General features: G+C 40.4%; 15 protein-coding genes. 6 read left to right on the forward strand and 9 right to left on the reverse strand.

Annotated features, from left to right (window positions below):
- Positions 1-51 precede the first annotated feature (51 nt).
- Positions 52-666, forward strand: a complete 615-nt coding sequence (locus CAL7507_RS18865) for an NTP transferase domain-containing protein (protein WP_015130087.1) — start codon at positions 52-54, stop codon at positions 664-666.
- Here the strand turns inward: CAL7507_RS18865 and CAL7507_RS18870 are convergent.
- On the reverse strand, positions 663-1157 hold the full coding sequence (locus CAL7507_RS18870; protein ID WP_015130088.1) for an ureidoglycolate lyase: 495 nt from the start codon (positions 1155-1157) through the stop codon (positions 663-665). The two genes, CAL7507_RS18865 and CAL7507_RS18870, sit on opposite strands and share 4 nt — an antisense overlap.
- A 15-nt stretch (positions 1158-1172) precedes the next feature.
- Positions 1173-1604 (reverse strand): DoxX family protein, encoded by a 432-nt coding sequence (locus CAL7507_RS18875; RefSeq protein ID WP_015130089.1) that lies wholly within the window; start codon positions 1602-1604, stop codon positions 1173-1175.
- Between the two features lie 167 nt (positions 1605-1771).
- Here CAL7507_RS18875 and CAL7507_RS18880 point away from each other — a divergent pair, with 167 nt between their 5' ends.
- A complete protein-coding gene (locus CAL7507_RS18880) occupies positions 1772-2827 on the forward strand; it encodes a BMP family protein (protein ID WP_015130090.1) in 1056 nt (351 codons plus the stop codon).
- 102 nt (positions 2828-2929) lie between these two features.
- Entirely contained in the window at positions 2930-4399 is a 1470-nt protein-coding gene (locus CAL7507_RS18885; RefSeq protein ID WP_015130091.1) for an ABC transporter ATP-binding protein, read from the forward strand.
- A 511-nt stretch (positions 4400-4910) separates the two neighbouring features.
- On the opposite strand, the gene CAL7507_RS18895 is transcribed toward CAL7507_RS18885, so the two are convergent.
- Complete coding sequence (locus tag CAL7507_RS18895) at positions 4911-6803, reverse strand: hybrid sensor histidine kinase/response regulator (RefSeq protein ID WP_015130092.1); 1893 nt, start codon at positions 6801-6803, stop codon at positions 4911-4913.
- A gap of 300 nt (positions 6804-7103) precedes the next feature.
- Complete coding sequence (locus tag CAL7507_RS18900; protein ID WP_015130093.1) at positions 7104-10022, reverse strand: PAS domain-containing protein; 2919 nt, start codon at positions 10020-10022, stop codon at positions 7104-7106.
- Positions 10023-10637: 615 nt separating this feature from the next.
- Between CAL7507_RS18900 and CAL7507_RS18905 the strand changes: the two genes are divergently transcribed.
- Positions 10638-11135 carry a molybdenum cofactor biosynthesis protein MoaE gene (locus tag CAL7507_RS18905; RefSeq protein WP_015130094.1) on the forward strand — a complete coding sequence of 166 codons (498 nt, stop codon included), beginning with the start codon at positions 10638-10640 and terminating at the stop codon, positions 11133-11135.
- A gap of 136 nt (positions 11136-11271) precedes the next feature.
- Here CAL7507_RS18905 and CAL7507_RS18910 read toward each other — a convergent pair whose 3' ends face one another.
- Complete coding sequence (locus CAL7507_RS18910) at positions 11272-12834, reverse strand: NAD(P)/FAD-dependent oxidoreductase (RefSeq protein ID WP_015130095.1); 1563 nt, start codon at positions 12832-12834, stop codon at positions 11272-11274.
- 445 nt (positions 12835-13279) lie between these two features.
- Here CAL7507_RS18910 and CAL7507_RS18915 point away from each other — a divergent pair, with 445 nt between their 5' ends.
- On the forward strand, positions 13280-14065 hold the full coding sequence (locus CAL7507_RS18915) for an ABC transporter permease (RefSeq protein WP_015130096.1): 786 nt from the start codon (positions 13280-13282) through the stop codon (positions 14063-14065).
- A gap of 668 nt (positions 14066-14733) precedes the next feature.
- On the forward strand, positions 14734-14898 hold the full coding sequence (locus tag CAL7507_RS33720) for a hypothetical protein (protein WP_201447924.1): 165 nt from the start codon (positions 14734-14736) through the stop codon (positions 14896-14898).
- A 144-nt stretch (positions 14899-15042) separates the two neighbouring features.
- Here the strand turns inward: CAL7507_RS33720 and CAL7507_RS18920 are convergent, their stop codons facing one another.
- The 4 genes from CAL7507_RS18920 to CAL7507_RS18935 all read right to left on the reverse strand — a co-directional run bounded on the left by CAL7507_RS18920 (position 15043) and on the right by CAL7507_RS18935 (position 22537).
- Positions 15043-15264 (reverse strand): DUF4327 family protein, encoded by a 222-nt coding sequence (locus CAL7507_RS18920; RefSeq protein ID WP_015130098.1) that lies wholly within the window; start codon positions 15262-15264, stop codon positions 15043-15045.
- Between the two features lie 149 nt (positions 15265-15413).
- Positions 15414-16508, reverse strand: coding sequence for a hypothetical protein (locus CAL7507_RS18925; protein ID WP_015130099.1), 1095 nt, complete (start codon positions 16506-16508; stop codon positions 15414-15416).
- A gap of 96 nt (positions 16509-16604) precedes the next feature.
- Positions 16605-19997, reverse strand: a complete 3393-nt coding sequence (locus tag CAL7507_RS18930; RefSeq protein WP_015130100.1) for a virulence factor SrfB — start codon at positions 19995-19997, stop codon at positions 16605-16607.
- A 5-nt stretch (positions 19998-20002) separates the two neighbouring features.
- Positions 20003-22537 (reverse strand): hypothetical protein, encoded by a 2535-nt coding sequence (locus tag CAL7507_RS18935; protein WP_015130101.1) that lies wholly within the window; start codon positions 22535-22537, stop codon positions 20003-20005.
- Between the last annotated feature and the right edge of the window lie 571 nt (positions 22538-23108).

Genomic DNA, 23108 nt, shown 5'->3' on the forward strand with positions numbered 1-23108 from the left:
CGCAGAGACGCAGAGACGCAGAGAAGAACGCAAGAGTGTAGTTTAAGTAAAATGGCTGAAAATTTTAAATCGAAAAAGTATGCTATTGTGCTGGCTGCGGGTATTTCTAGCAGGATGGGTATTTGTAAAACTTCTCTACTTTGGGTTGAAGGGAAAGACTTATTAAATTATCAATTAGAACAGTGGTTAAATGTGGGTTTTACACCTGTGGTTGTGCTAGGTTTACATAATAGCCACAGACAAAAAGATTTTCATCCTGAATGTATAACTGTGATTAATTCTCATGCCTATCTAGGGAAAACAACTTCCATTCTGACGGGATTGCAACAGATTCCTCAAGATTTTGAGATATTAGCAATTTCTGCAGTTGATCAACCTAGGAATTTGAATATTTATCAGCACCTTGTGCAATCGCATGAAGAAAATTTAGCATTAATTACTGCACCAACTTATCGAGGTAAAATGGGACATCCATTGTTATTTGCAAATGAAATGCGATCGCACTTAGCAAATATCCAAGAATCAAGCTTAGGTTTACGTCAAGTAATCCAAGATTTTTATCCAGTAATTTGTCAAGTTGCTTTTGAAAATCCGGAAGTTGTTGTTGATATTAACACGCCAGAAATATATCAAAAATGTTTTGGTTTATACTCAACCTTACCTTAAATTATTTCCAACTCTAACTGATGACTTGTGAGAAAATCATGAGTGAAATGATCCTCTACATTTGTATCATTCAATTCTAAATTATAAAAATTCACAATTTCATGGTCAAAATATGGCCCTGCGTGCCAAGTTCCCATCTCTAACTTAATAAAACAATTCCCAGGAATACGGAAAGCAGCAATCTGCTCTAATGTTGGTTCATTGATATTATTATTGGGAGGACAAACTGCAATTAACCAATCTTTGCCCTCCAAAGCACCCAAACATTGAGTACATTTTTCATGACGAGTAATTTTATGAAACATCCGCCCTTTTTTGTGCAACTGCATAATATAAAATCGCGGTATCCCATTTTGTAAATTTAATTGGGCATCTTCTACATCAAAAGTTTTGCCATCTTTACTAGGGAAGATTACCTGTCCATAACGCCGAAAGTTTTCTGGTGTTATCCATTTGGCTTGCAATTGTTGCACTGTTTGTGATGTGTTCATAAAATTAAGAAATTATCATTCTAACTCTTGAGGAATAAGTGACTTAGGAATCAGTGAAGCTTGTTGTTCTTTATCTGCAGGTTTTGTGTACCACCAAGCCCAAGCAATTAAAACTGCTTGCAAGGGTAATCTAATAATATGAACCCAAGGTGAGTTGGGTATATGTTCTAGCTGAATGTGATTAACAGCCATATTAATATTAGCTGGAAAAACTGCAATAAATAGCGCAATTAATCCCCACGCTGCAGCTTGACTCACAGGTGGAACTAGTAACCCGATACCACCTAAAATTTCATAAAAGCCACTGAGATAAACTAGTTCTAACGGATAAGGCAGTTGGGGTGGCATAATTTTTACGTATGGTTCGGGAATGACAAAATGTGTCACCCCGACTACGATGATTGATACAGCCAGGATTACACGCAAAAGTTCCTTGTGCTTGTGCATTAGTTCCGCCTCAGTTTATATTTATTCCCATTTCTTCAGTTTTCTTGATTTAGATCATTTTGTCTTCAGCCAACAGTGGGAAATATTGATAAACCTCTTCCAAAATACCGCTTACGACTTTAGAGTGTTGGAGTAACTAAAAAGACTATCTACCTAGAGGCTGGTGTATGAGGACAAACTTTAGTCGGCGAAAATTTATCTTGTCTGGTTCTGCTACCTTTGCTACCAGCTTATTGTTGAAAGCTTGTAGTAGTAACCAAACGGCAACACCAACAGCATCTGGTGGTAGTGAAGGGTTTAAAATAGCGATCGCACTTCCTGGAATCATCACCGATAAAGCCTGGAATCAATCTGGTTATGAAGGGATAAACCTAGCCAAACAAAAACTAGGCGCAGAAACCGCCTATGTAGAAAAAGTAGCACAAGCAGATCAAACAGAAGTGCTAACAGATTTCGCCCGTAAGGGATACAATGTAGTTTTTGCCCACGGTGGGCAATTTGATGCTGCAATCGAACAAGTCGCTGCACAATTTCCCAATACGTTTTTTGTGGGAGTTAATGGTAATCTCAAAGGCGAAAATATCGCTGCTTTGCGAATAGATCACCTCCAAGGTAGTTATTTATGTGGCATAATTGGTGCTTCTATCACTAAATCTAATAAGCTAGCGTATATCGCTGGACAAGAATTTCCCGCCACCCAAGAAGAATTACGCGGATTTGAATTAGGGGCAAAATCAATCAAGCCAAATATCCAGATTGCTTCTACATTTACAGGTGATTGGAATGATGTTTCTCAAGCAAAAGAAGCCACTCTGGCGTTGATATCCTCAGGTGCTGATGTCATCTATCAATGGTTAGATAATGCTTCGGCTACAGTCTTACAAACAGCTAGTGAAAAAGGAGTCTACGCTTTTGGTAATACGCAAGATCAATTAGATATTGCTCCCAAAGCAGTTTTAACTACTGCTGTGAAGCGGTTAGATATAGCTATCGAATATCTAGCAGAACTAGCAAAGCAAAAACAACTAAAAGGGCAGATATATACAATTGGATTGGAACGTCCAGATATATTATCTTTAGGAAGATTTGGAGCAGCAGTTTCAGAACAAGTTAAACAAAATGCACTGAAAACAAAGCAAGAAATTATCGATAAAAAAATCATTTTTGAAAATTGCCAAGACAGTGGTAAAAATACCCGCTGTGTGAAAAAAGCCACAGCATAATTGCATCTCAATAACGTAGGGTGGGCAATACCCACCAACGAAAAAATTGATGTTTCAGATAAAGTTGGGCAATGCCCACCCTACTATGTGATAAATATCCAAATGACATATTTACGCTTAGAAAACATTACCAAATGCTTTGGTTCATTTATCGCCAACGATAACATTAGCCTGAATATTGAACCTGGAAAAATTCATGCAATTTTAGGTGAGAATGGGGCAGGAAAAACCACTTTAATGAATATTATTAGTGGACTTGAACAGCCTGATAATGGTAAAATTTACTTATTAGAAAAACCAATAAAAATCACCTCGCCTCATGAGGCAATTAAACTAGGTATTGGTATGATTCATCAACACTTCATGCTGATTCCTCAATTGACTGTCACAGAAAATATTATTCTCGGAACAGAGAACTGCTGGTATTTAAATCTGCATCAAAAGCATCAGGAAATTGCTGCATTATCTCAAATTTATGGATTAGAAGTTAACCCCACTGCCAAAGTAGAAAATTTACCTGTTGGGATACAACAGCGAGTAGAAATTCTTAAAGTTCTTTACCGTCAAGCAAAATTGTTGATTCTCGATGAACCAACAGCAGTGCTGACGCTAACAGAAATAGAATCATTAATTGCTATCTTGCGTCAACTTGCTGCTGCTGGCAACACAATTATTTTTATTAGTCATAAGTTAGAAGAAGTGATGCAACTCTGTGATACAGTCACAGTTTTGCGGCGAGGAAAGGTAGTAGCAACGACAACAACTCAAGCCGCAACGCCTCAGCAATTAGCAGCATTGATGGTGGGGCGTGAAGTTGATTTAAATTTGCATAAATCCCCATTATTACAAGGAAAGACTGTGTTATCAGTGCAGGGTTTACAAGTTGCTGATGACCGGGGTATTAATGTTGTACGTGATGTCTCTTTTCAATTACAGTCAGGGGAAATTTTAGGAATTGCCGGTGTTGATGGCAATGGACAGCGAGAATTAGCCGATGCGATCGCTCTTTTGCGAACTATTCAGCAAGGAACAATTGAATTCCCTAATCAACAAACAGAAATTATTGGTTATATCCCAGAAGATAGGCAGACAATGGGATTAGTATTGCAATTTAATATTGCTCAAAATTTAATTTTGAAAGCTTTTAAAAACTTGCCATTTTGTCGCCAGTTTTTGTTACAAAAAGCAGCGATAACTCAACATGCTCAAGCTGCGATTCAAGTGTTTGATATCCGCACGACAAGTGAAAATATTCAGGTAAGCCAACTTTCAGGGGGAAATCAACAAAAGGTGGTATTAGCAAGGGAATTGGCGCGAGAACCAGCGTTAATTATCGCCATGCAACCAACACGGGGATTAGATGTCGGGGCGACGGAAGCAGTACATCTGCGGTTGTTAGCAGAACGCGATCGCGGTGCCGCAATTTTGTATATTTCTACCGAGTTAGAAGAGGTGATGAAAATGAGCGATCGCATTGCTGTCATCTACAGAGGTGAGTTTGTGGCTATCTTAGATGCACAAACAGCGACAATAGAGGAGATTGGTTTCTTAATGGCTGGGGGTGTAAAATGACTGCAGAAGAAATGAAAAAGCTACATAGCAAAATTGATGCTGGAGTCAAAGTAGCAATTGCATCTGTAATTGAACGACATTGACAACTTGGTTAAGCTATTAGTATCATGCAAGATAGAAAAGTCATAACATTAACTACTGAAGACATACCAGCTATTCAAATTCAGCAAAATCCTGAAAGTTATGTTACAAAAAACAAGCCCTAAATAAGTTTTAATAGTATTTAAGCGGGGCAGTATTGGGTGCATCCCAATTAAGTAGTGCGAGCATCTTGCTCGCTTTTATCTATATACGCGAGCGAGACGCTCGCACTACACCATTCTGTAGATGCTCCCGGCAATATTAATATGTCTCACTTTAACTCAACTTATAGCGTTTCTCAACAAGCGTGAGGTACATCGGTAAGGGCACGGCAGTGCTGTGCTACTACATAGCGTCATATAATTTCGTACTCCATCTGAATGGGAACTGCCATACAAATACGCTAAAATTTTTGGATTTTGGACTCTCTTTAATTATTATTCTTCACTTCACTAATAGCTTCTAATAATTGGTTAGCTGTGTAAGGTTTAGATAAAAATGCTTTGATACCTAACTCATAAGCTGCATTAACCTTATTGCTAGAAGCAAGTCCACTAACTGCAATAATTTTGATTTGAGGATTAATTTTTTTCAATGTTCTGATGGTAGTGATCCCATCCATAGACGGCATCACCATATCAGTCAAAACCAGGGATATTTGCTCACGATGTTCTGCATATAAGGCTATGGCTTCAATGCCATCACAAGCTGTAATAACTTGATAATTATGATTTTCTAGAGATGCTTTGGTAACGTCTCGAATAGCAGCTTCATCATCTACAACTAAAATCAATTCTCCATTACCAGCAGGCAATTCTCTGTCTGGTTCTTCTAATATTTCTTTTGCTCCTTTTGCTGGCAAAAATACTTTAAATTGGCTGCCTCTTCCGTTTTCACTCAAGACGCTAATAAAACCTCCGTGGCTTTTAATAATTCCCAGTACTGTGGAAAGACCTAAACCAGTACCTTTTCCAAGTTCTTTAGTAGTAAAAAATGGCTCAAATATGCGGTCTAATATTTCCGGACGAATACCGATTCCGGTATCAGTAACATTAACTAAAATATAACAGCCAACTTTGGCATCAATATTCATTCTGGCATAATTTTCATCAATCAAGAAGTTTTCTGCATGGATTTTTAAAACTCCGCCATTGGGCATAGCATCACGAGCATTAACACACAAATTCATGAGTACTTGATGCAGTTGGGTAGGATCACCAGATACAGTCCAAAGATTTTGCGGCATTTGGGTTTGGACTTCAATTGATTTGGGAAATGTTTCTCTAATAATTTGCTGAATTTCTATAATTAAATGCTTTAATTGTAAAAGTGTCCGCTCTCCCTCAAGTCCACGAGTAAAAGATAGTACTTGCTTAACTAGATTTGCTCCACGTTTAGCATTAGAAATTAATATTGGTAGTAGACGACGCGATCGCTCATCATGAACTTGTGATTCTAAAAGCTGTGCTGTCATGAGAATTGGCGCAAGAACATTGTTTAAATCGTGGGCGATCCCGCTGGCTAGAGTGCCAATGCTTTCTAATCGCTGGGCGCGCAGAAATTGGGCTTCTAGCTGCTTTTTTTGGGTAATATCAGTGTTAACTACAAGAATTGATTGCGCTGTTTTATCAAACTCCTTGACTAGTGTCCAACGGCTCTCGACAATAATTTCTTGGTTAGATTTCGTTCTTTGATATAACTCTCCTTCCCATGAGCCATTTTTCATGATATTATTGAGGGCTTCTTGTAATAAATGTAAATTTTTTTCCTGCCAAAGTTTTTGTGTTTTTTTACCAATTACTTCTTCTTTTTTCCAACCATAAAGACTTTCAGCAGCTTTATTCCAAAATAAAATTTGATTATCTAAACTATGCACAAAAATTGCATCGGTGGCGACATCGAGCAAAGCAGCTTGTTCGCGGATTTTTTGTTCTGTTTGTTTGCGTTCAATGGCGTAGCGAATAGAACGCTCTAGTAATGGTGCTGTCAACTGGCTTTTTTCTAAATAATCTGCCGCTCCCGCTCTCATTGCATCTAAATCTATTTCCCGCTCTCCCTGGCCAGTTAATAAAATAATTGGTGAGGCGCAACCATGAGCGATCGCTGCGCGCAATAGTTCTAGTCCGTTGTGTGTGCCTAGGCGGTAGTCTACAAGATAAATATCATATTGGTTATGTGCGATCGCATCCCATGCTGCCGCATAATTGTCTACCCATTTCAACTCACAACCAGCTACCTGAAATTCACTCACCCAATAACTAGTTAAAATGTAATCATCTTCATCATCATCAATTAAAAGAACTTTGATTAAGTTATTTTCCATTTCTGCCTCCTGCGGCTCCTAGTGCGCTACGGCGCAAATAAACCACCTATTCCAAAACCATAAAAAGCTGACTGCACAGGTTTCTCTATTTCCGACTTCATAGTTTATACTTCAGACTTTATCGTCATCAGCCATTAAGATTGTGACGTTTTTTTGGCAACCGTCCACTACAAATAGTCTCCTTTGTACTAGTTATTAGTATTAATTAATAAATCGCAATCAATTATCTAGGACAGTTGTATGGTTAACCTTGTTTTGGAGCTAGCCGTAATCCTTCTCCAGTCAGAAAAATTAGCGGGGTTAATTAACAGGTAATGTCACAATAAATCTTGTCCCTTTTCCTAGCGTGCTTTCTGCTGTAATACTCCCATGATGTATCTCGGCAATTTTCCGGCAGATAGCTAATCCCATCCCTGTACCTTCATAGTCTCTACGACTATGGAGACGTTGAAAAACATTGAAGATGCGATCAAGATACTTTTCTTCAAAACCAATGCCATTATCTTCAACGATGATTTGACACAGTTCAGAACTAATGACAACTTTATCTAATTGATTATTTAATAATTGACTATAAATTTTAACCACAGGTGGTACTTGTTGACAGTGAAATTTGAGAGCGTTGCCAATCAAATTTTGCAATAATTGGCGCATTTGTAGAGGATCAGCTTTAATTATGGGTAATTCACCTACTTCTACATGTCCTCTAGTTTGTTGGATACGCACTTCTAAATCAGACAATACTTCTTTGGTTATTTGTGCTAAATCTACTGGTACAAAAGCCTGTGCCTTAGTAGTAACTCGTGAAAGTTTTAACAAATCTTCAATTAACGTTTCCATTCTCTCGGCTGCGTTCTGCATCCGTTCCAGATAGTCCAACCCTTGTTCAGTTAAAGTTGCGCCGCAGGTGGCTTTAAGTCGCTCTCCAAAAGTCTTAATCTTACGCAGTGGCTCTTGCAAATCGTGAGAGGCGATAAAAGCAAATTGTTGCAATTCTTCATTAGAACGGGTGAGTTCTTTCCGCTGACGAGTTTCTTGTTCTAAAATGTAGCTCTGAGCTAAAGCAATACCTATTTGATCTGCCAGTTGTCGCAAAAGTTGAATTTCCCAATCAGTCCACTCGCGGGAATGTGTACACTGATGGGTGATGAGCAGTCCCCAAAGTTGATTTTGGCGAAAAATTGGCACAACAAGGTTGGCTCTAACAGCAAATTTTGCTAGCAATTCAATGTGGCAAGGTTGGATATCTGTCTGATAAATGTCATTAATTACACAAATGTTACCTTGTCGATATTTCTCGATGTATTTTTCCCAAAAGCAAGGGTCGATAATGTGCTGTCCCAAAAGGACAGGTAAACCGAGAACTACTGCTTCTTCAACTACGATGAAAGAACCATCGGATTTGAGCCGCAAAATTAAGACACGATCTGCGTGTAGTAGTTGTTGGACTTCTGTAACACTGGTTGGGAGAATTTCCTCAATGCGTAAAGACTGGCGAATTTTGAGGGTGACATCCGCGAATAATTGCGATCGCCAGTTTTGACGTTCTAATTCTGCTTGAGCGCGTTTGCTCTCAGTGATGTCCACCATCCCGCCAATCATTCGCACTGGCTTACCTGTATCGTCATGAACAACATAACCCCGATCAAAAATCTCAGCATAAGAGCCATCACTACGGCGAAAGCGATACTCATTTGACCAGAATTTTTCACCACTATCAATCACAGCCCGCATGTGAGTAGCAATTCTGTATTTATCATCTGGATGCAGATTTTCCAGCCACCAGTAAGGGTTGGAATTTACTTCTGCTGTCGAGTAACCAAAAAGTTTCTCCACAGCTAAATTCCACCACACTTGATAAGTGAGCAAATCCCAGTCCCACACAGCATCATTAGTAGCACGGGCGACTATCTGGAACCGTTCTTCACTTTTTTTGAGTGCCTCTTCTACCCGGTGGCGCTCAATGGCTGTAGCCAGAACATTGGCCACAGCTTGGAGAAAATAAATATCATCTTTGGTAAAAGTAGACTTTTTGTTTGTGTGTGCCCGTAAAACCCCAAATGGTATCTCTTTGCCATGAATGACAACGCTAACGTTCCCCATCCTTTGCTGATCATCCAGTAGACTTGTTTCTAGAAATAGCTTTTCTGTGTAGAGGTTCTCACTCAAAATTGGCTCTGGCGAAAATCGGGTGCTGAAAGCGACATTGTTCACTGGTTCCTGTTGCCAACCCACCTCTGCTTTTAGCATTAATGTATTACCATCTGGGAGAAGTTCTAAAACCTGGCAAGAGTGAATCTTGAGGCATTGGGCAACAAGTGTCACACACAAATTCATCAGCCTGCTCAAATCTGTATCAGCTAGTGCTATTTGACTGAGTTCTGCTACTATTGCTTGCTGCTGGGCATAAGATTCTAACTTTTCTGCTGCTTGTTTGCGCTTAGTAATGTCCATGTCTACCCCAGACATTCGCACAGCTACTCCCGATGCGTCGCGCCAGACTACTCCTTTGCTGACTAACCAGCGAATACTACCATCGGGTAGCACAGCACGAAATTCGATGTCATATTCTGCTCCTGCTTCAATAGCCTGCATGACCGAGTAGTTGACAAAATCGCGGTCTTGGGGGTGAATGCTGCGAATAAAACCTTCATAAGTACCATCGAAAGCATCTTTTTCTAAGCCCAACAGTGCTGCTTTGTGATCTGACCAAGTCACTTTGTTGGTGGTGATATCCCAGTCCCAAGCACCCATTTGGGCAGCCTCTAACGCTATTTGCAGTTGTGCTTCCCGTCGTTTTGCGGCTTCTGTTTGCTGCCGCAATTCCTGCATAGTGCGATTAGCTTCTAGGAGACGGCGCACTCTTTGACTTAATACTGGCCATTGAATCGGCTTGGTAATCAAATCAGTTGCACCCACAGCAAAAGCTGCTGTCACTGATGCTTGATCGTAAAGAGCAGTAATCATCACGATCGGTGTAGTGTCAGCATTGGGGAGTTTTTGCAATTCAGCACAACACGTAAAGCCATCCATCACTGGCATTAAAGCATCTAACAGCACTAAGTCTGGCTTTAAGCGGATACAAGTAGCGATCGCCTCTGAGCCATTACTAGCCTCTGCCACTTGATAACCTGCTTCTTCCATCAGATCACATAGATGTATTCGTGTTAAATCGTCATCGTCTACAACCAGAATCAAGGCAGAATCTTGTTGAGTCATGTTTTATTTGTCAGTGGTCAGGAGGTAGGAGTCGGGAGGTGGGAGTCGGGAGGTGGGAGTTATATCATGTGCGGCTGATTAGTTATAATTTCTCCATCTGTGTAAAAATCTGCTCCCTGACCCCTGCTATATCCCAACGATAATTATTTACGCCAACCTACCTAATTTTATCTTGATGTTGGGTATTGGGTGTTATGGACTCAGAGCCATCATTAGCCGCTATGATTGGCAATTATGATTTTGTCAACTACCCACACTTCGGAATAGTAGAAGTGTGGGCTGCCGATCTCATCGACAGCTGAGGAATGATTCCGCAAAGCTCCACTCAGAATGACTTTTTATACCTGATAAAACTTTTCAAATATGCTCTTAGGCAGAAAAGACTCATCGCTCTTTGCCCTTTATACTAAAAACGGTTTAGAACTGTCATTCTGACTAAAGGGAAGAATCTCCGAGATACTTCTCTTCACTGCGTTACGCTCAGTATGACAAAGTTCAGCTTTTATCCGTTTGTAGTATAACAATGCCTATTCAAGCATTTTAAACAACTTAGTAAAGCGGGTAATTCTCACATATTTATGTATTTATGACGTTATTTTTGGACTAGTAATACTTATGACAAACAATCTGAAGTCAGTTCTGAAAAATACATTGACTTCTCCCCTTAAATCTAGAGAAGAAGATAGCTTTGCTATTACCTTAGCACCATTGTCTTTTGAAGAAATATATGCTAAGGCCGATGATGCCGCTAATGGTGCTGTAGTGATCATGAGTGGGATGGTTCGTAATCAAACTGATGGTAAACCTGTAGTTGCTTTAGAGTATCAAGCTTATGAACCAATGGCGTTGCGGGTATTTTGGCAAATTGCTGCTGACATTCGCTCTCTGTGGCCTGATGTCAATCGGGTAGCGATTTATCATCGCATTGGGCGTTTGCAAGTTGGCGCCATCAGCGTTGTGGTGGCAGTGGGTTGTCCCCATCGAAGTGAGGCTTTTGAGGCTTGTCGCTATGCTATTGACACCCTCAAACATAATGCACCCATTTGGAAAAAGGAGCATTGGCAAGATGGTTCGAGCAGCTGGGTAAATATTGGTGCTTGTGAACAGAGTTGATAAATGTTGACGGTTGACGGTTAAAGACTATACTTCGACTGCGCTCAGTCACTATAATGAGGATGGACATCCAAAAGGTGAGTATTCGTGCAACATAACTCAATCCAAAATCTAAAATCCAAAATCCAAAATTGAGTCACCTAGCAGCCACCAAAGTCTGAGATGTTGCAGTTTTCTGCCGCACCGACTGCCCAGTAATCAGTTCTACCACATCCAATCCATTGCTAATTACACCCGGAACACTTGGATACCCAGCACTCGCCCCCACCAAGAAGAGGTTAGACAACTCTGTGATGTATCCCAGACGATTTAAACCAACCTGTCGGGGCACTAATTTCGCACCATAAATATTACCCTGCGGTTGTCCTAAATAAAACTCACTCGTAGTGGGTGTACCATAAACTTTCATCCGAGCGTAGTTATCCACATCAGGAATCAAATCTCGCACACTAGTCATAATCTGCTGATAGACTTCCCGCTTTTTGGCTTTATAAGCTTCTGGGTTGGTCTTGTGCAAATCTGCAAAAGGCTCGTAAGCACAGACTGTAGCAATCTCTAAAACATGATGTCCCTCAGGTCCCATCCCCGGCTCCTGAGATTTCATCGTGGGACAAGAAAGGAAAATCCACGGGTGACTCAAGTCCCCTGCCAGTTGTTTTTGATATTCTTGATTGAGGTTGCCTGTGGGATAGTACCAGATATTCCAGTTGCCAATACCATAGCGTTGCGGGTTGAAGCGGCTATCTAAACCCAAATAAATATTGAAAGCACTAGCCGAGTATTCATAACTAGTAAGGCGTTGACGTTCCTTTTGGCTTAACGCTTCAATATCATGCATCAACTCTACTGTTAATTTGGGGTCGAGGTCGCTGATATAAGCTTTTTCGGCACGATAGACTCTGCCATCAGCCATAACGCTGTGGATAACATTGTCACTAACTTGAATATGTTCAACTGGCGTTGAGTACTTAATCACACCTCCGCCATCTGTAATTACATCAACAATTGTGTCAACAAAGTGTTTAAAGTGATATTTAGGATAATAAGCACCTTCTGAGTAATCCCAAACCAGCGCAGTGTGAGTAATCAAGGCGATTTCTGCGGGTGGTAAAGCATAGTCACCACTTTGTCCTGCTAGTATTGCTTGTAGTTTGGGTGATAACCCCACATAGTTATACAAATCTTGTAGATTCCAAGTCCGCTTCCAAAATAAATTCCAATATTTTGGCAACTTCAACCAGTCAAACCACTTCTGATCAAACCAGTGTACTTCCTGCACCAGATTATGCATTTCTTGATGGAGTCGTTTAATCTCATCGCAGTAGCGGTTAATAGCGAGAGTTTCTTCGGGAAAAGTAGAGAGCAAACGTGTACGCAGACTTTCCCAGCCCAGCGGAATTTTGAAGTCTACCTCTGGGGTGATGACTCGGTCGATACAATCTGGGTCAAGGCTATTAAATGGTATATCGCGTTCAATATAGTCAAGAAATTGAGCTATGCTGCGACCAGAGCCGCATTGCGAAATATAATGCACATCAGCACAAAAGCTGTATTCACCATAATCAAAGGTGTGACAGCAACCACCTGGCAAATAATGTTTCTCCAAAACTGCCACCCGATACCCTTGTTTGGTTAAGCAGGCTGCGGCTGAAAGTCCACCTAATCCGGCTCCTAAAATCACATAATCGAAGATTTCCATTTCAGTCTCCTTTGGTAATCTTGATATCTCTTGATTTCGGCGGTATGGCTCTTGATGGCAGTTTTCTGGTTATAGAAGTGACAAAATAATCTGACCGTAGTTGAAAACTGGCGATCGCATCAAGCCTATTTGAGTTAGTCTGGACTGCTGATCAAAATCTCTGAGATTCTTCAATCCTAGCAAGTATGGATGAGTAACATTTCAACCTTTAGTTAGATTCGGGTTTTGTCATTTGTCATTGGTTATTGGTTATTAGTTATTTCTCCCCAGTACCCAATCCCCAATCCCTTTTCATCCGATGCTGACTAATTTCCGTTACAATCTCTCGAAAGACTAACTATGTGCAACAGTTTATCCCCGTAACTCTCTTCGCATAAATTCTAGTAGCAGCAAGTAGTTTTTTAGTAAAAGCGAATTTTTCACAACCACGTTGAGAGGATACTAGATGGGGGTAAAACCGCGACCAAAAGACAATCTACAGCAGATATGGATTGTACGCTGTTTCGCTACAGTGCTGCTCTTTGGTCAAGTCTTGCTGCATTTTCTCCAAGGGAAAACTTATTACCGCAAAATTCTGGAACACATGGTGACTGCTGGCCCTGCTTCTATCCCTCCAGTATTGCTTGTCAGTTGTTTTGCAGGGATGATTTTCACGATTCAAACAGCGAGAGAATTAGTGCAATATGGTGCTGTTAATGCCGTAGGAGGTGCTTTTGCTCTAGCCTTTTGCAGAGAATTAGCGCCAATTTTAACTGCTAGTATAATTGCCGGACAAGTAGGCTCTGCTTTTGCAGCAGAAATAGGTGCAATGCGAGTCACAGAGCAAATTGATGCACTTTACATGCTGAGAACAGATCCTATTGATTTTCTAGTAATTCCTAGAGTCATCGCTTGCTGCTTGATGACACCCTTACTGACAATTTTTGCTTTAGTCACAGGCATTATTGGTGGAGCTTTTGCAGCAACACAATTTTACCAAATTGTTCCAGAGACATTTTTAGAATCAGTCAGAGATTTTTTAGAACCCGCAGATTTGTGGATTATTTTGCTGAAAGGGTTTATTTTTGGTGTGATTGTTGCTGTCAACGGCTGTAGTTGGGGACTAACTACCAAGGGGGGAGCCAAAGAAGTAGGAGAATCGGCAACAACAGCAGTTGTCACTACTTGGGTATCAATCTTTATCATGGATTTTTTACTAACTTTGGCGCTATTTGAGAAGCCTGCATTTTAAATGTCAGAAGAATCTTCAAGAGTCAAATACCAAAACCATTAAGCATTATCATGTTCAAATATGAATAAATTTAAAAAAATATTTCTTATTTAAATTTTCCTCACAAGTTCCTCATATTTCAACATTATTCTCAAAATATAAAACTTGGAGTGAGATTTGGATGCTTTTATAGGAATCTGGTTTGATTTTTGAAAAAACTCCGTACATGCAAAGCTAATTGTAGGCTGGGCAATACCTACCCTACTAGCATGTCTAAAATTGCGGGTAAATTAATGGCTGAAACCCAATAAAAACTTCATTTTTTGGGTTCGCATTGCCCACATTTTTAGTCTATAAGACTAGTATTTGATTTTTGAAATCTTACGTAGTAGTAGGGTGGGCAATGCCCAGCAAAAACTGGAATGCGGTGGGCATTGCCCATCCTACAAATACTACAGATACTTAGATTTTTTCAAAAATTAAATCGGATTCTTATAGATATGCCACTACGTTATTTAAAAATCAAATACGAGTCCTATATCAACTTACCATCACAATTTGTAATAAACCTTTTTAATTAATTAGAATTACAGAAAAATATGAATTACTGTCCTTGTTGTTCTGGGCGACTTTTGCCGCACATACGCAGTTCTCAGCTTTACTGGTTTTGTCGCCACTGTTGGCAAGATATGCCACTAATTTTTAGCAAAGACTTGAATTTATTACCAAATATTGTTACTGGAGAGGTGCCTCATCAGGTTCATCAGCGAAAACTCGCTAATATCAATGTTTACACAAGTCAAGGGCAAATCGTCAATAGCCGAATCAGAGGACAAGAGATACTGCTTGTATAAAGCAATAAATATTTACATTTGCGACTGCTCAAAAATGTTTACAACCCTCGAATTCTCTCGAGGGCTTTATATTTTGAGATTTTGATTTTCAACTGTAAATTTATTGGGAGTACTGTTAATTTAGGTTACTGGTTACATACAGCTTCAATCTTGGTCCCAATCTTCGCTACCTAACAAATCAATAATCCTATCTCTGAGCAAGAATTCATTATTTTCTAGCTCAAGCTCAAAAAAAGCCCAATCACGTTCGCCAATGTATTTAAAGAGCGAATAAATTGGCTGCTGACGACTCACAAGCCCCTTTTTCAGCAGTTGACGTACTTCTTCTTTGATCACCTCAATATCATATTGAACAGCAGTATCCATAACTTGTCACCTCCCTTATGCAAAAGGAATTAAGACTCTAGACAAGAATTATTTTGCCCATCCTTTAAACTTATCAAAAATTCGGGAAGAAATTGTAAAAAATAAAAATCATAATATTGACTTTTACTAACTGCAAAATTCACTAAAATTTAGCGTGATGCACGAAAGAGTACACGCCCTGGTGACTCCTCCTGATTAATTCGTGCATATACCCGAATACAGGTCAATACTTCTCCAGGAATGCCTCCACAATCCAGTTGCAGGTCATCTTTAGTGAAAGCACAGATATCAGCATAAAGTCCTGATAATTGGCGAATCCGCACATTGTTACCGACATTTATTGCCCTGTCAGCTACTTTTTTCAACATCCGCCGCGATTCTTGTTGTAGCTTTCCCCACCAAGAATAGCGTTCGGCTGGTGGGACAAATACTAAAGAGTGTATGGCCTCATCTATATCAATCCAAGCTCGTAAAATTAACAGCGGATCAGCAATTTCTTCAGCTTTTTGAGTGCGCTGGAAGCGGTCTATTAAAGCGTCAATATACTGAATCTGCTGTTCTGGCTTGAAATGTAAAGATATCACATCGAAGCTAAAAACACTCTTTAAGGCATGATATAAATCCGGTTCAATTTCAATAAACTTGATACACAAAAGCAGGAAGCCAGCTAGTAGATATAAATCTCCAAATTCACAACCTTGGACAATTTCGGCATCTAATAGCGCTTTTTGAGATAAGCACAACCCTTTAGCTCGAATAGTACCACTGAGTCCAGGGTAAATTATTTCATCTCGGATGAAAGGTAGTTGGTAGAGATCAGAATTGTTTTCCATCGCACCAGCTTCTTGAGCCAGTTCCAAAGCTCGTTGTCGCCACGATGTAGCCATATCTTCTGGTATCCGCAGCAGCTTGCGTTGAATTTCATTCCACAAATCTGCGTCTGTCTGGCTTTGTAGCTGGGAATTTCCCAAATATAAACTGAGTTCTGGATCAGAATCAAAAGCTGCTCGCAGGTGACTTAGTTTTAATTCGTTATTTGAGTCTGATGGTGGAGGTGGGAGGGGCACAGGTTGCAAAAGGTGATGGAGTTCTTGCAGAATTTCATCACATATTTCAGCACCGGGATCATCGGGGGATGCTATCCGCGCCTGAGTTAAAGCGGCCTCTATTCCGTGTAGGCTAAATCTTAGTAAGCGAGATAATTCTGAGTTTTCTATTGCTAATAGCTGACGTAGGTGTTGCATGATGTCGCCTCTGGATTTACTCGCTGCGTGTGTTATTTGTCATTTATTATTTGTTATTTATTATTTGTTGGTGGGCAATGCCCACCCTACTGAAAATTAATGGATGCCGCAAAAGGGGTCGCGTTCTTTATCGACTTCGTTGGGTTGTAATTCTAGTTCAGCACGAAAAACGCATCCTGCTTGCTTGAGGGATTGTTGATTATTCGATGTCCAGTAGGGTATCTCACCAGCGTGCATCCGGAGGATGCCTTTGTTGTCGAGGGTGACGCGATATTGGCAAGGGTAATCTGTGCTGACATCTGGTTTACTCAATGCGCCAATTCGTATCCATTTTTTGGTGTTAGTTTGGGCATCTGTTTGATAAACATAGAAGGTATGCTGACTATTTTGAGGAAAGGGGGGCAAGGGTTTACTAATTAATCCGGTTCCTGGTTGGGGTGAACCATCACGCAAATAGTGGAATTCTTGCAGCGACTGGCTATGATTGTTGTCTATTTCAAATACTAAATGATAAGCATTTGGTTGATCAACAGTTGCAGATTCAATCACATTAATGGCAATATCACCATCAGTTAGGTCTTTTTCAGGGCGTTCAATGGCGATATTCCACTTTAATTTATCTTCAGCAAATAGGGCAGAATTTTCTGTGACTGCAGATATTGCCGAACCTACATCAATGCCAGAAACATCAATTAAATAATGGGGATTTCCTTGAGAAAGTAGGACGCTAAACTCGAGGGTTTGATCAATTTCAAACTGGACTTTAATTTTTCTGAGAAACTCACCCTCTTCCATGCCTAGTTTTTCCATGAGGCTTTTACCATCGAAGCTACCCCAGAGGCGTAAATCTCCATCTTCGTAGTCTTGACGGTAAATAATGTTGGTTAATTGTATCCCTTGCCACGCAGTACGTACTTTGGCTACACCTTCCCCGGCAGCTAGTTGATAAAGTTCCTGTCCGGCTTTAAATATCGGTAGTAGTTCGTTACTTTGGGTTTTGCGTTTGAAGTTGCAAGGTAGGTAATAAAACAGGTTTTTGACGTTAATTTCTAGCTGGTTGGCTCCTTTACGCAGTAAGCCTTTGGACTCTTCTGGATCAAATCTCAGTCTTCGCAGCTTTTCGGCATAACAGGCACCGGCGGAGGTGGCTAGCTTGGTAAATTCCAGCACAAAGGTGATGCGCTCTGAATTCCAGACAAAATATGGAGATTTGCTAAATTCCTGGTAAATGTGGTGTTGTACAAGGTCAAGATTGCAAGTTTTGCCAGATAAAATTAACCAATCAACTTTTTGTGTGGTGTGACGTAGGCGACTTTCCATCAAACCTTTGGCAATACCGATCGCTTCTTTAATTGCAGAAGAGGCTGCTCTGGTAAATTGTAAGCTATCGATGGTGACGGAGATGCTCTGAGGATCTCGCATCTGGTATTTAATCGCACTTTGGGTGAGGAGTTCGGAAATTTGCTGTTCAGAGAGGGTGAAGCTTAAGAGGGAAGAGTCTTCTGGTGGCTTTTGTCCGAGTTTGAGTTTGGCAACTTCTGCATGATCCCACAAGGTATAAAAAGTTTGCAGGCGTTGGGGTGCTTGTTGCCAACGGGTAGGTAATACTTTCTCTGCGGTATCTAGGGCATCTTTGTAAGCAGCGTCGCCTTCTGGATTCTCTTTATCTAAACATTTCAAAATGCTGCCACTTTTGAATTGCCCTTTATCTAGAAAACGCTCGTTTAATTCGGAGTTAATTAAATCTTCGAGCTTTTCACTGGCTAAATCACCTGTGGTAACTGCTGTTAAGAGAAAATCAGCGATCGCCACTTTTAAAAGTCTAAATATCCGTAGGGTAATTAATTCACCACCTAGCTGTAAATGACCTGATGAGCCTAATAGTTTCGGCGTAAGTTTATAATATCTTCCCCCTAAACCTCTATCTTCATTGTCAGCAAAGAAGGGGGTTTTATCTTCTAAAGTTAATTCGATTAAGGCTAAGTCTGTGGTTCCCCCACCAATATCTAAAACTAAAACGTTTTGTGACCATTTATTGCCATCTTGACGACAACGGGTTTTGAAGGACTCTATTCCAATGTTGAGATTGCCGCCAAATTCGCGCCACAAAAAGAATATTGCCACAGAAACGGCTTCATCATAAGCAGTTTGAACGTCATCAATTCCCAACTTTTCAACTAGTTCCCTAACTTCCTTACGCACAACTGGCGGGGCGACGGTGGGATAGGTGACGACAGCAGTGAGAAAGTCACCTTCAGAAAACCTGCGTCTAGCGCGTTGGCGGTAGTCTTCAGTTAAATCAATCAGATGTCCCCAAGCTGCTTGCACTAACTCGTTAACATTAATTGTTTCTTCTTTGCCATCCAAAATTACTGGAAAAGACCTATCTTGACCAAAGTAACGTTTAGGTGAATGGTGAAATCTGCTGATAATTTCTTTTAAAGAACTGCTGGTTCCTTGAGCGATCGCCTTTTTGCGATTATCGCTTGCTTCCCTACCCATCCGCAGTTTTAAATTGACTATTTGCGAAATTTCTAACTCGCTTTTAATTTCGGTGCTGCGGCGATCAATATCTAAAACCACGGGAATTAAATTTTGTGATTCTAGGGTAGGTACACGGAAAACTTCATGATAAATTTGATAAAGTTTTTTGCTGACGGCACGACGAAAGCGATCGCTATTACCTAAACACAGTTCAATTTGGCGAATTGCTTCTAAAAATCGCTCTTTGTTATCACTCTCAAAAACTTCACTTAATTGACTTGGTTCTATCTCCAAATTTTTACTGATATCTGCAATGAATTTTTCCCAATCACTAGCACTCACGTCTGGTAAAGCCACGCCAGCCGGGGAACTGAGCCATTGAGACAAGCGATCGCGCAATCGCACTTCTTGTTCTTTGGGTAAAACTTCGGCGATCGGGACTTCAATCGGATCAAAGAGTGTCACCGTAGAGTTAGATGTGCCAAAATCTAAAGCAAACCATCCTGGGAATCTTTTTTGTGCTTTCTCATTTTGTGGTTTTTCGCTATTATTAAGTTGAAAAGGGTTCATTATAGTATCCATTTTTGTTATTTGTTGAGTTGATTGCTGCTCAATATTTAGTGGTGACCACAAATGACAAGAAGCCCCAATATGCTTTCGCATAGAAAATGCTGGATTGCCAGCAGCATCAGAATCAAAATATTCAACAATTACCAACAAAGTACAGTTGATTGGTTCTGTTAAAGTCTGTGTTATTTGACAAGAATATTGCCCCAACTGCCCCAAGTTAGAAATTTTAGTTGGTATGATGGAATTGAATTGTTTATAAGTGTCTTGAATTCTCGCTGCTAATTCTTTGGGTGTACCTCTAACAGTACAAACAATTCGGGAAATATGGGGGATATTGCTGCCAGAAGCCACAATTTGGACAGGAGGAATATCCAAATCATTGTTTTCTTTAATCCGCAATTGGTAACGAGGTGAAAGCTGAATTTCTACAGGCATTTTCTTCAATAAGCAATAGCTGTAATCTCAGAAAGAATCTGTAACCAAGTAGGAACAGCTACCTCACTTGGAGAATCTCCAGCAGCAATAAACCTCAGCAAGTTTTCCTTTTTGGAAATATTTTGCAGACTAGGAATAATTTGATCTAAAATGCCCTCTAGCTCAGAATTAACTTGTTGATTAATCTCACTCACATATTGCACCAGGTGGAGGGTAGCGCTAGCAGTAATTTCATCCCTCAGTCGCAGCACAAATAGCTGGTGATTGGCGGATCTGGGTAAACTTTGGTTTCTCTCTGGTGCCCAATCAAAGATTTGCCCAATGTTGTGTTTTTCATCTTGACGTGCTAAGGGAAAAATTGCTTCCGGGGCGATCGCTTTTTCTTTGCTTCTAATTTCTGAAATTATGGCGTCTTTCCATTCGGTAGGATCTGATCCTAATAGCAGTTTATAAAATAAATCAGCGGCTTCCACACCAAATTTTGCTTCAATATCTTGTTCCTGTTCTGGGTTGAGAATTGCCTTTAAATGGTCGCGTTCTAAGGCTATCTGATTTGATAATTTGTTTAACAAGTCTACAGTTGCTTGATGGATGCGATCGCGGGCGAAATCTTCTAGTTCTTTGATAGTTTTGGCAAATGCTGGATAAAAATCGTCGCTTTTAGTGGGAAGTGTACTATTAACTTTATTTTCCCGCCCAAATAACTTTCCGGCTGCACCTTTAGATTCGGCGATCGCTATGACACCATTATTAGCTTTGTTAAACAACAAAGTCCATTGATTCCAATCAAGTATCCGATAAGTTAGCTCGTCTTTTACCACGTCACTAACCCCAATCCCACGTCTATCTTTCAGTGGTTCTTTTCCTAAATCTTTGAGAAAATTCCGATAGGTTTTATCTAAGCTTTCGATAGCAGTCCGAAATTCAAGTAAAGCCGGACTCTCTCCTGTCGGAATACCTTGCTCGTGAATTTCTTCCAGAATATTCCTCAAGTTATCTTGTTCTTGACGCACAGTATTAGCTGCTCTTTGAGTGTCTTCATACAGTTGCTTCAGACCATGATTAGCTACGTGGTTTTGAATTAATTCTCGCAACTTGGAGATACTCCCATCTTGAGCAAAATAACCTAGCTGTCTGCCTAGATGATTGCGTGCATCTGCTGCTAGTAATCGTTCGCTTAAGCGCCCCCATTTTTCTTGTAATCGCTTAGAACGGTCTATGTAATTAGGATAATCTAAGTTAGCCAAAAACTCCGGTGAACCGGCTTTAACTGTAGTAGAACGTTTAGCTAAATCAGCTAATCCTAATAGTGGTGATAGTAAAACAACGCGGTCTTTTTGGGTGGTAAATGCGCCAGCACCGTCAATAGTTGTTTGCAGAACTTTGAGTTTTTGAAAAACGCTTGTTGCATCTAAATTATTGTGAGTATGATCGTCAATTAGTTGATCGAGTTCTCTTTCACCGCCCTCGCTATCTAAAGGTAGTTGATCAAAGCGCCCTACCCCCACAAGAATCAGATCCTTCAAGTCTTGTCCTGGGCGCTGCTGCTGCATCATGGTGAATATTTTATTGGCGCGATCGCTTCCGGGGGATTTACCATTCAGCAACACTAAAATTGTCTGGACTTCTGCTAATTCTCGTAGTGATAAAAAAGTGTCCCTGGCTCCCGAATTAGCAGCCCCTAACCCCGGAAAATCTAAGAGAATAAATTCTGAAGCACCTGTAACATCCCAAATTTCCCGCGATATTTTCACTTCAATATCAACGCGGCGAATTAGTGGAAAGCTGTTCTGTAATAGCTTGATTGCTAGCCTCTGGGGTGGACTGGGTAGTCGAATGTGCGCCGGTGGTAAATCTTCAAAACTCAGAGTTTGGATTGCCATTGGCTGTTCAGCTAACTGTAATCCCTCACGGGCAGTGGTAGGATCAATCTGGTAATGTCCACCACACATTGCCTCTCCGTAAGATTGATACGCACGCACAAATAATACTAATTCCCGCAATAAATAGCGTAGCTCTAAATTGTTACTACTATTCCATGTTTCCTCACACCAGTTGAGAATATCTTTCCCGGCTTTGAGTTTTGATAGCAGTGCTGGTGGAAGTCCAGCTGCAATTGTGCGGCGGTTTGCTTCTCCTAGCATAAAGCGCAGACATTCATCCACCCCGTCACGATCGAGATACTCTATAGTGAAATTACTCACTTGTGTTGTCGCAAAAGTATCTTGTGGGATAATATGAATGGCTGTGACGTTTCCTGTCGTGGGGTTTTCACTGACTGGCAAAGCGTCTGCATACCCGATTAAGCTGCCTAAAAGTAAAGTTTTCCCACTGCTAAATTCACCCATCACACCGATTTTCACTGGTGAAGTCGCCAACTCTATAGTTTTCTGTGCAGCTTCCCGCAGACGCGCTAGACATTCATCGAGGCTAGCTGGCACCCAATCTTCTTGTTTAGAGGGGTACTGGGGTACTGAGTCTATTTTCTGGAGGATGTATTCGCCATACTCTTGCAAACGCTCTAGTTTTTCCAGTTCCATAGAATAGTTTCCCCCCTTAGATAAATTTCTGTGAGTTTTATAACACAAAAAATGCGATCGCTAACCATTGATGCACTATTTGGCATTTCTCTCTATCAGTTTGCGATGCCAGCATGATTCATCAGTAAAAGTTCAGGCATTTTTACATGTTTTAACATAATTATGTTTATTGCAGGAGACAGCAGGCAACAGGGAAAGAACTAGCCCGAATAATCGGACTCCTTGTTCAGGATCGTGATGTCAAGCTCTACTGGACAATCGTCTACGCTGGACTTTAAATCAATTAGCTTACACAAGTGTATAAGTCGATTGCAGGTAAACCTATCTAAAAGTAGAAGCAGGAAAAACAAATTACCTTAAGTTCCTACTTCTCCCGGATTTCTCACAAGTTAGAAAAAATCATTGGCATTAGCAAAATTTAGGATAATTTAATTGATACATCATCAAATTGGATTCTAAAACAGGATACAGCAGTATTAAGACTTAACCTATAAGAATAAATGCATACAATATAAATCTTAAATACTGAGGCAATAACTCTTTAAACATAACAATAAACATAGTAAAACTA

Origin of the sequence: Calothrix sp. PCC 7507 (assembly GCF_000316575.1) — a bacterium.
GTDB lineage: Bacteria > Cyanobacteriota > Cyanobacteriia > Cyanobacteriales > Nostocaceae > Fortiea.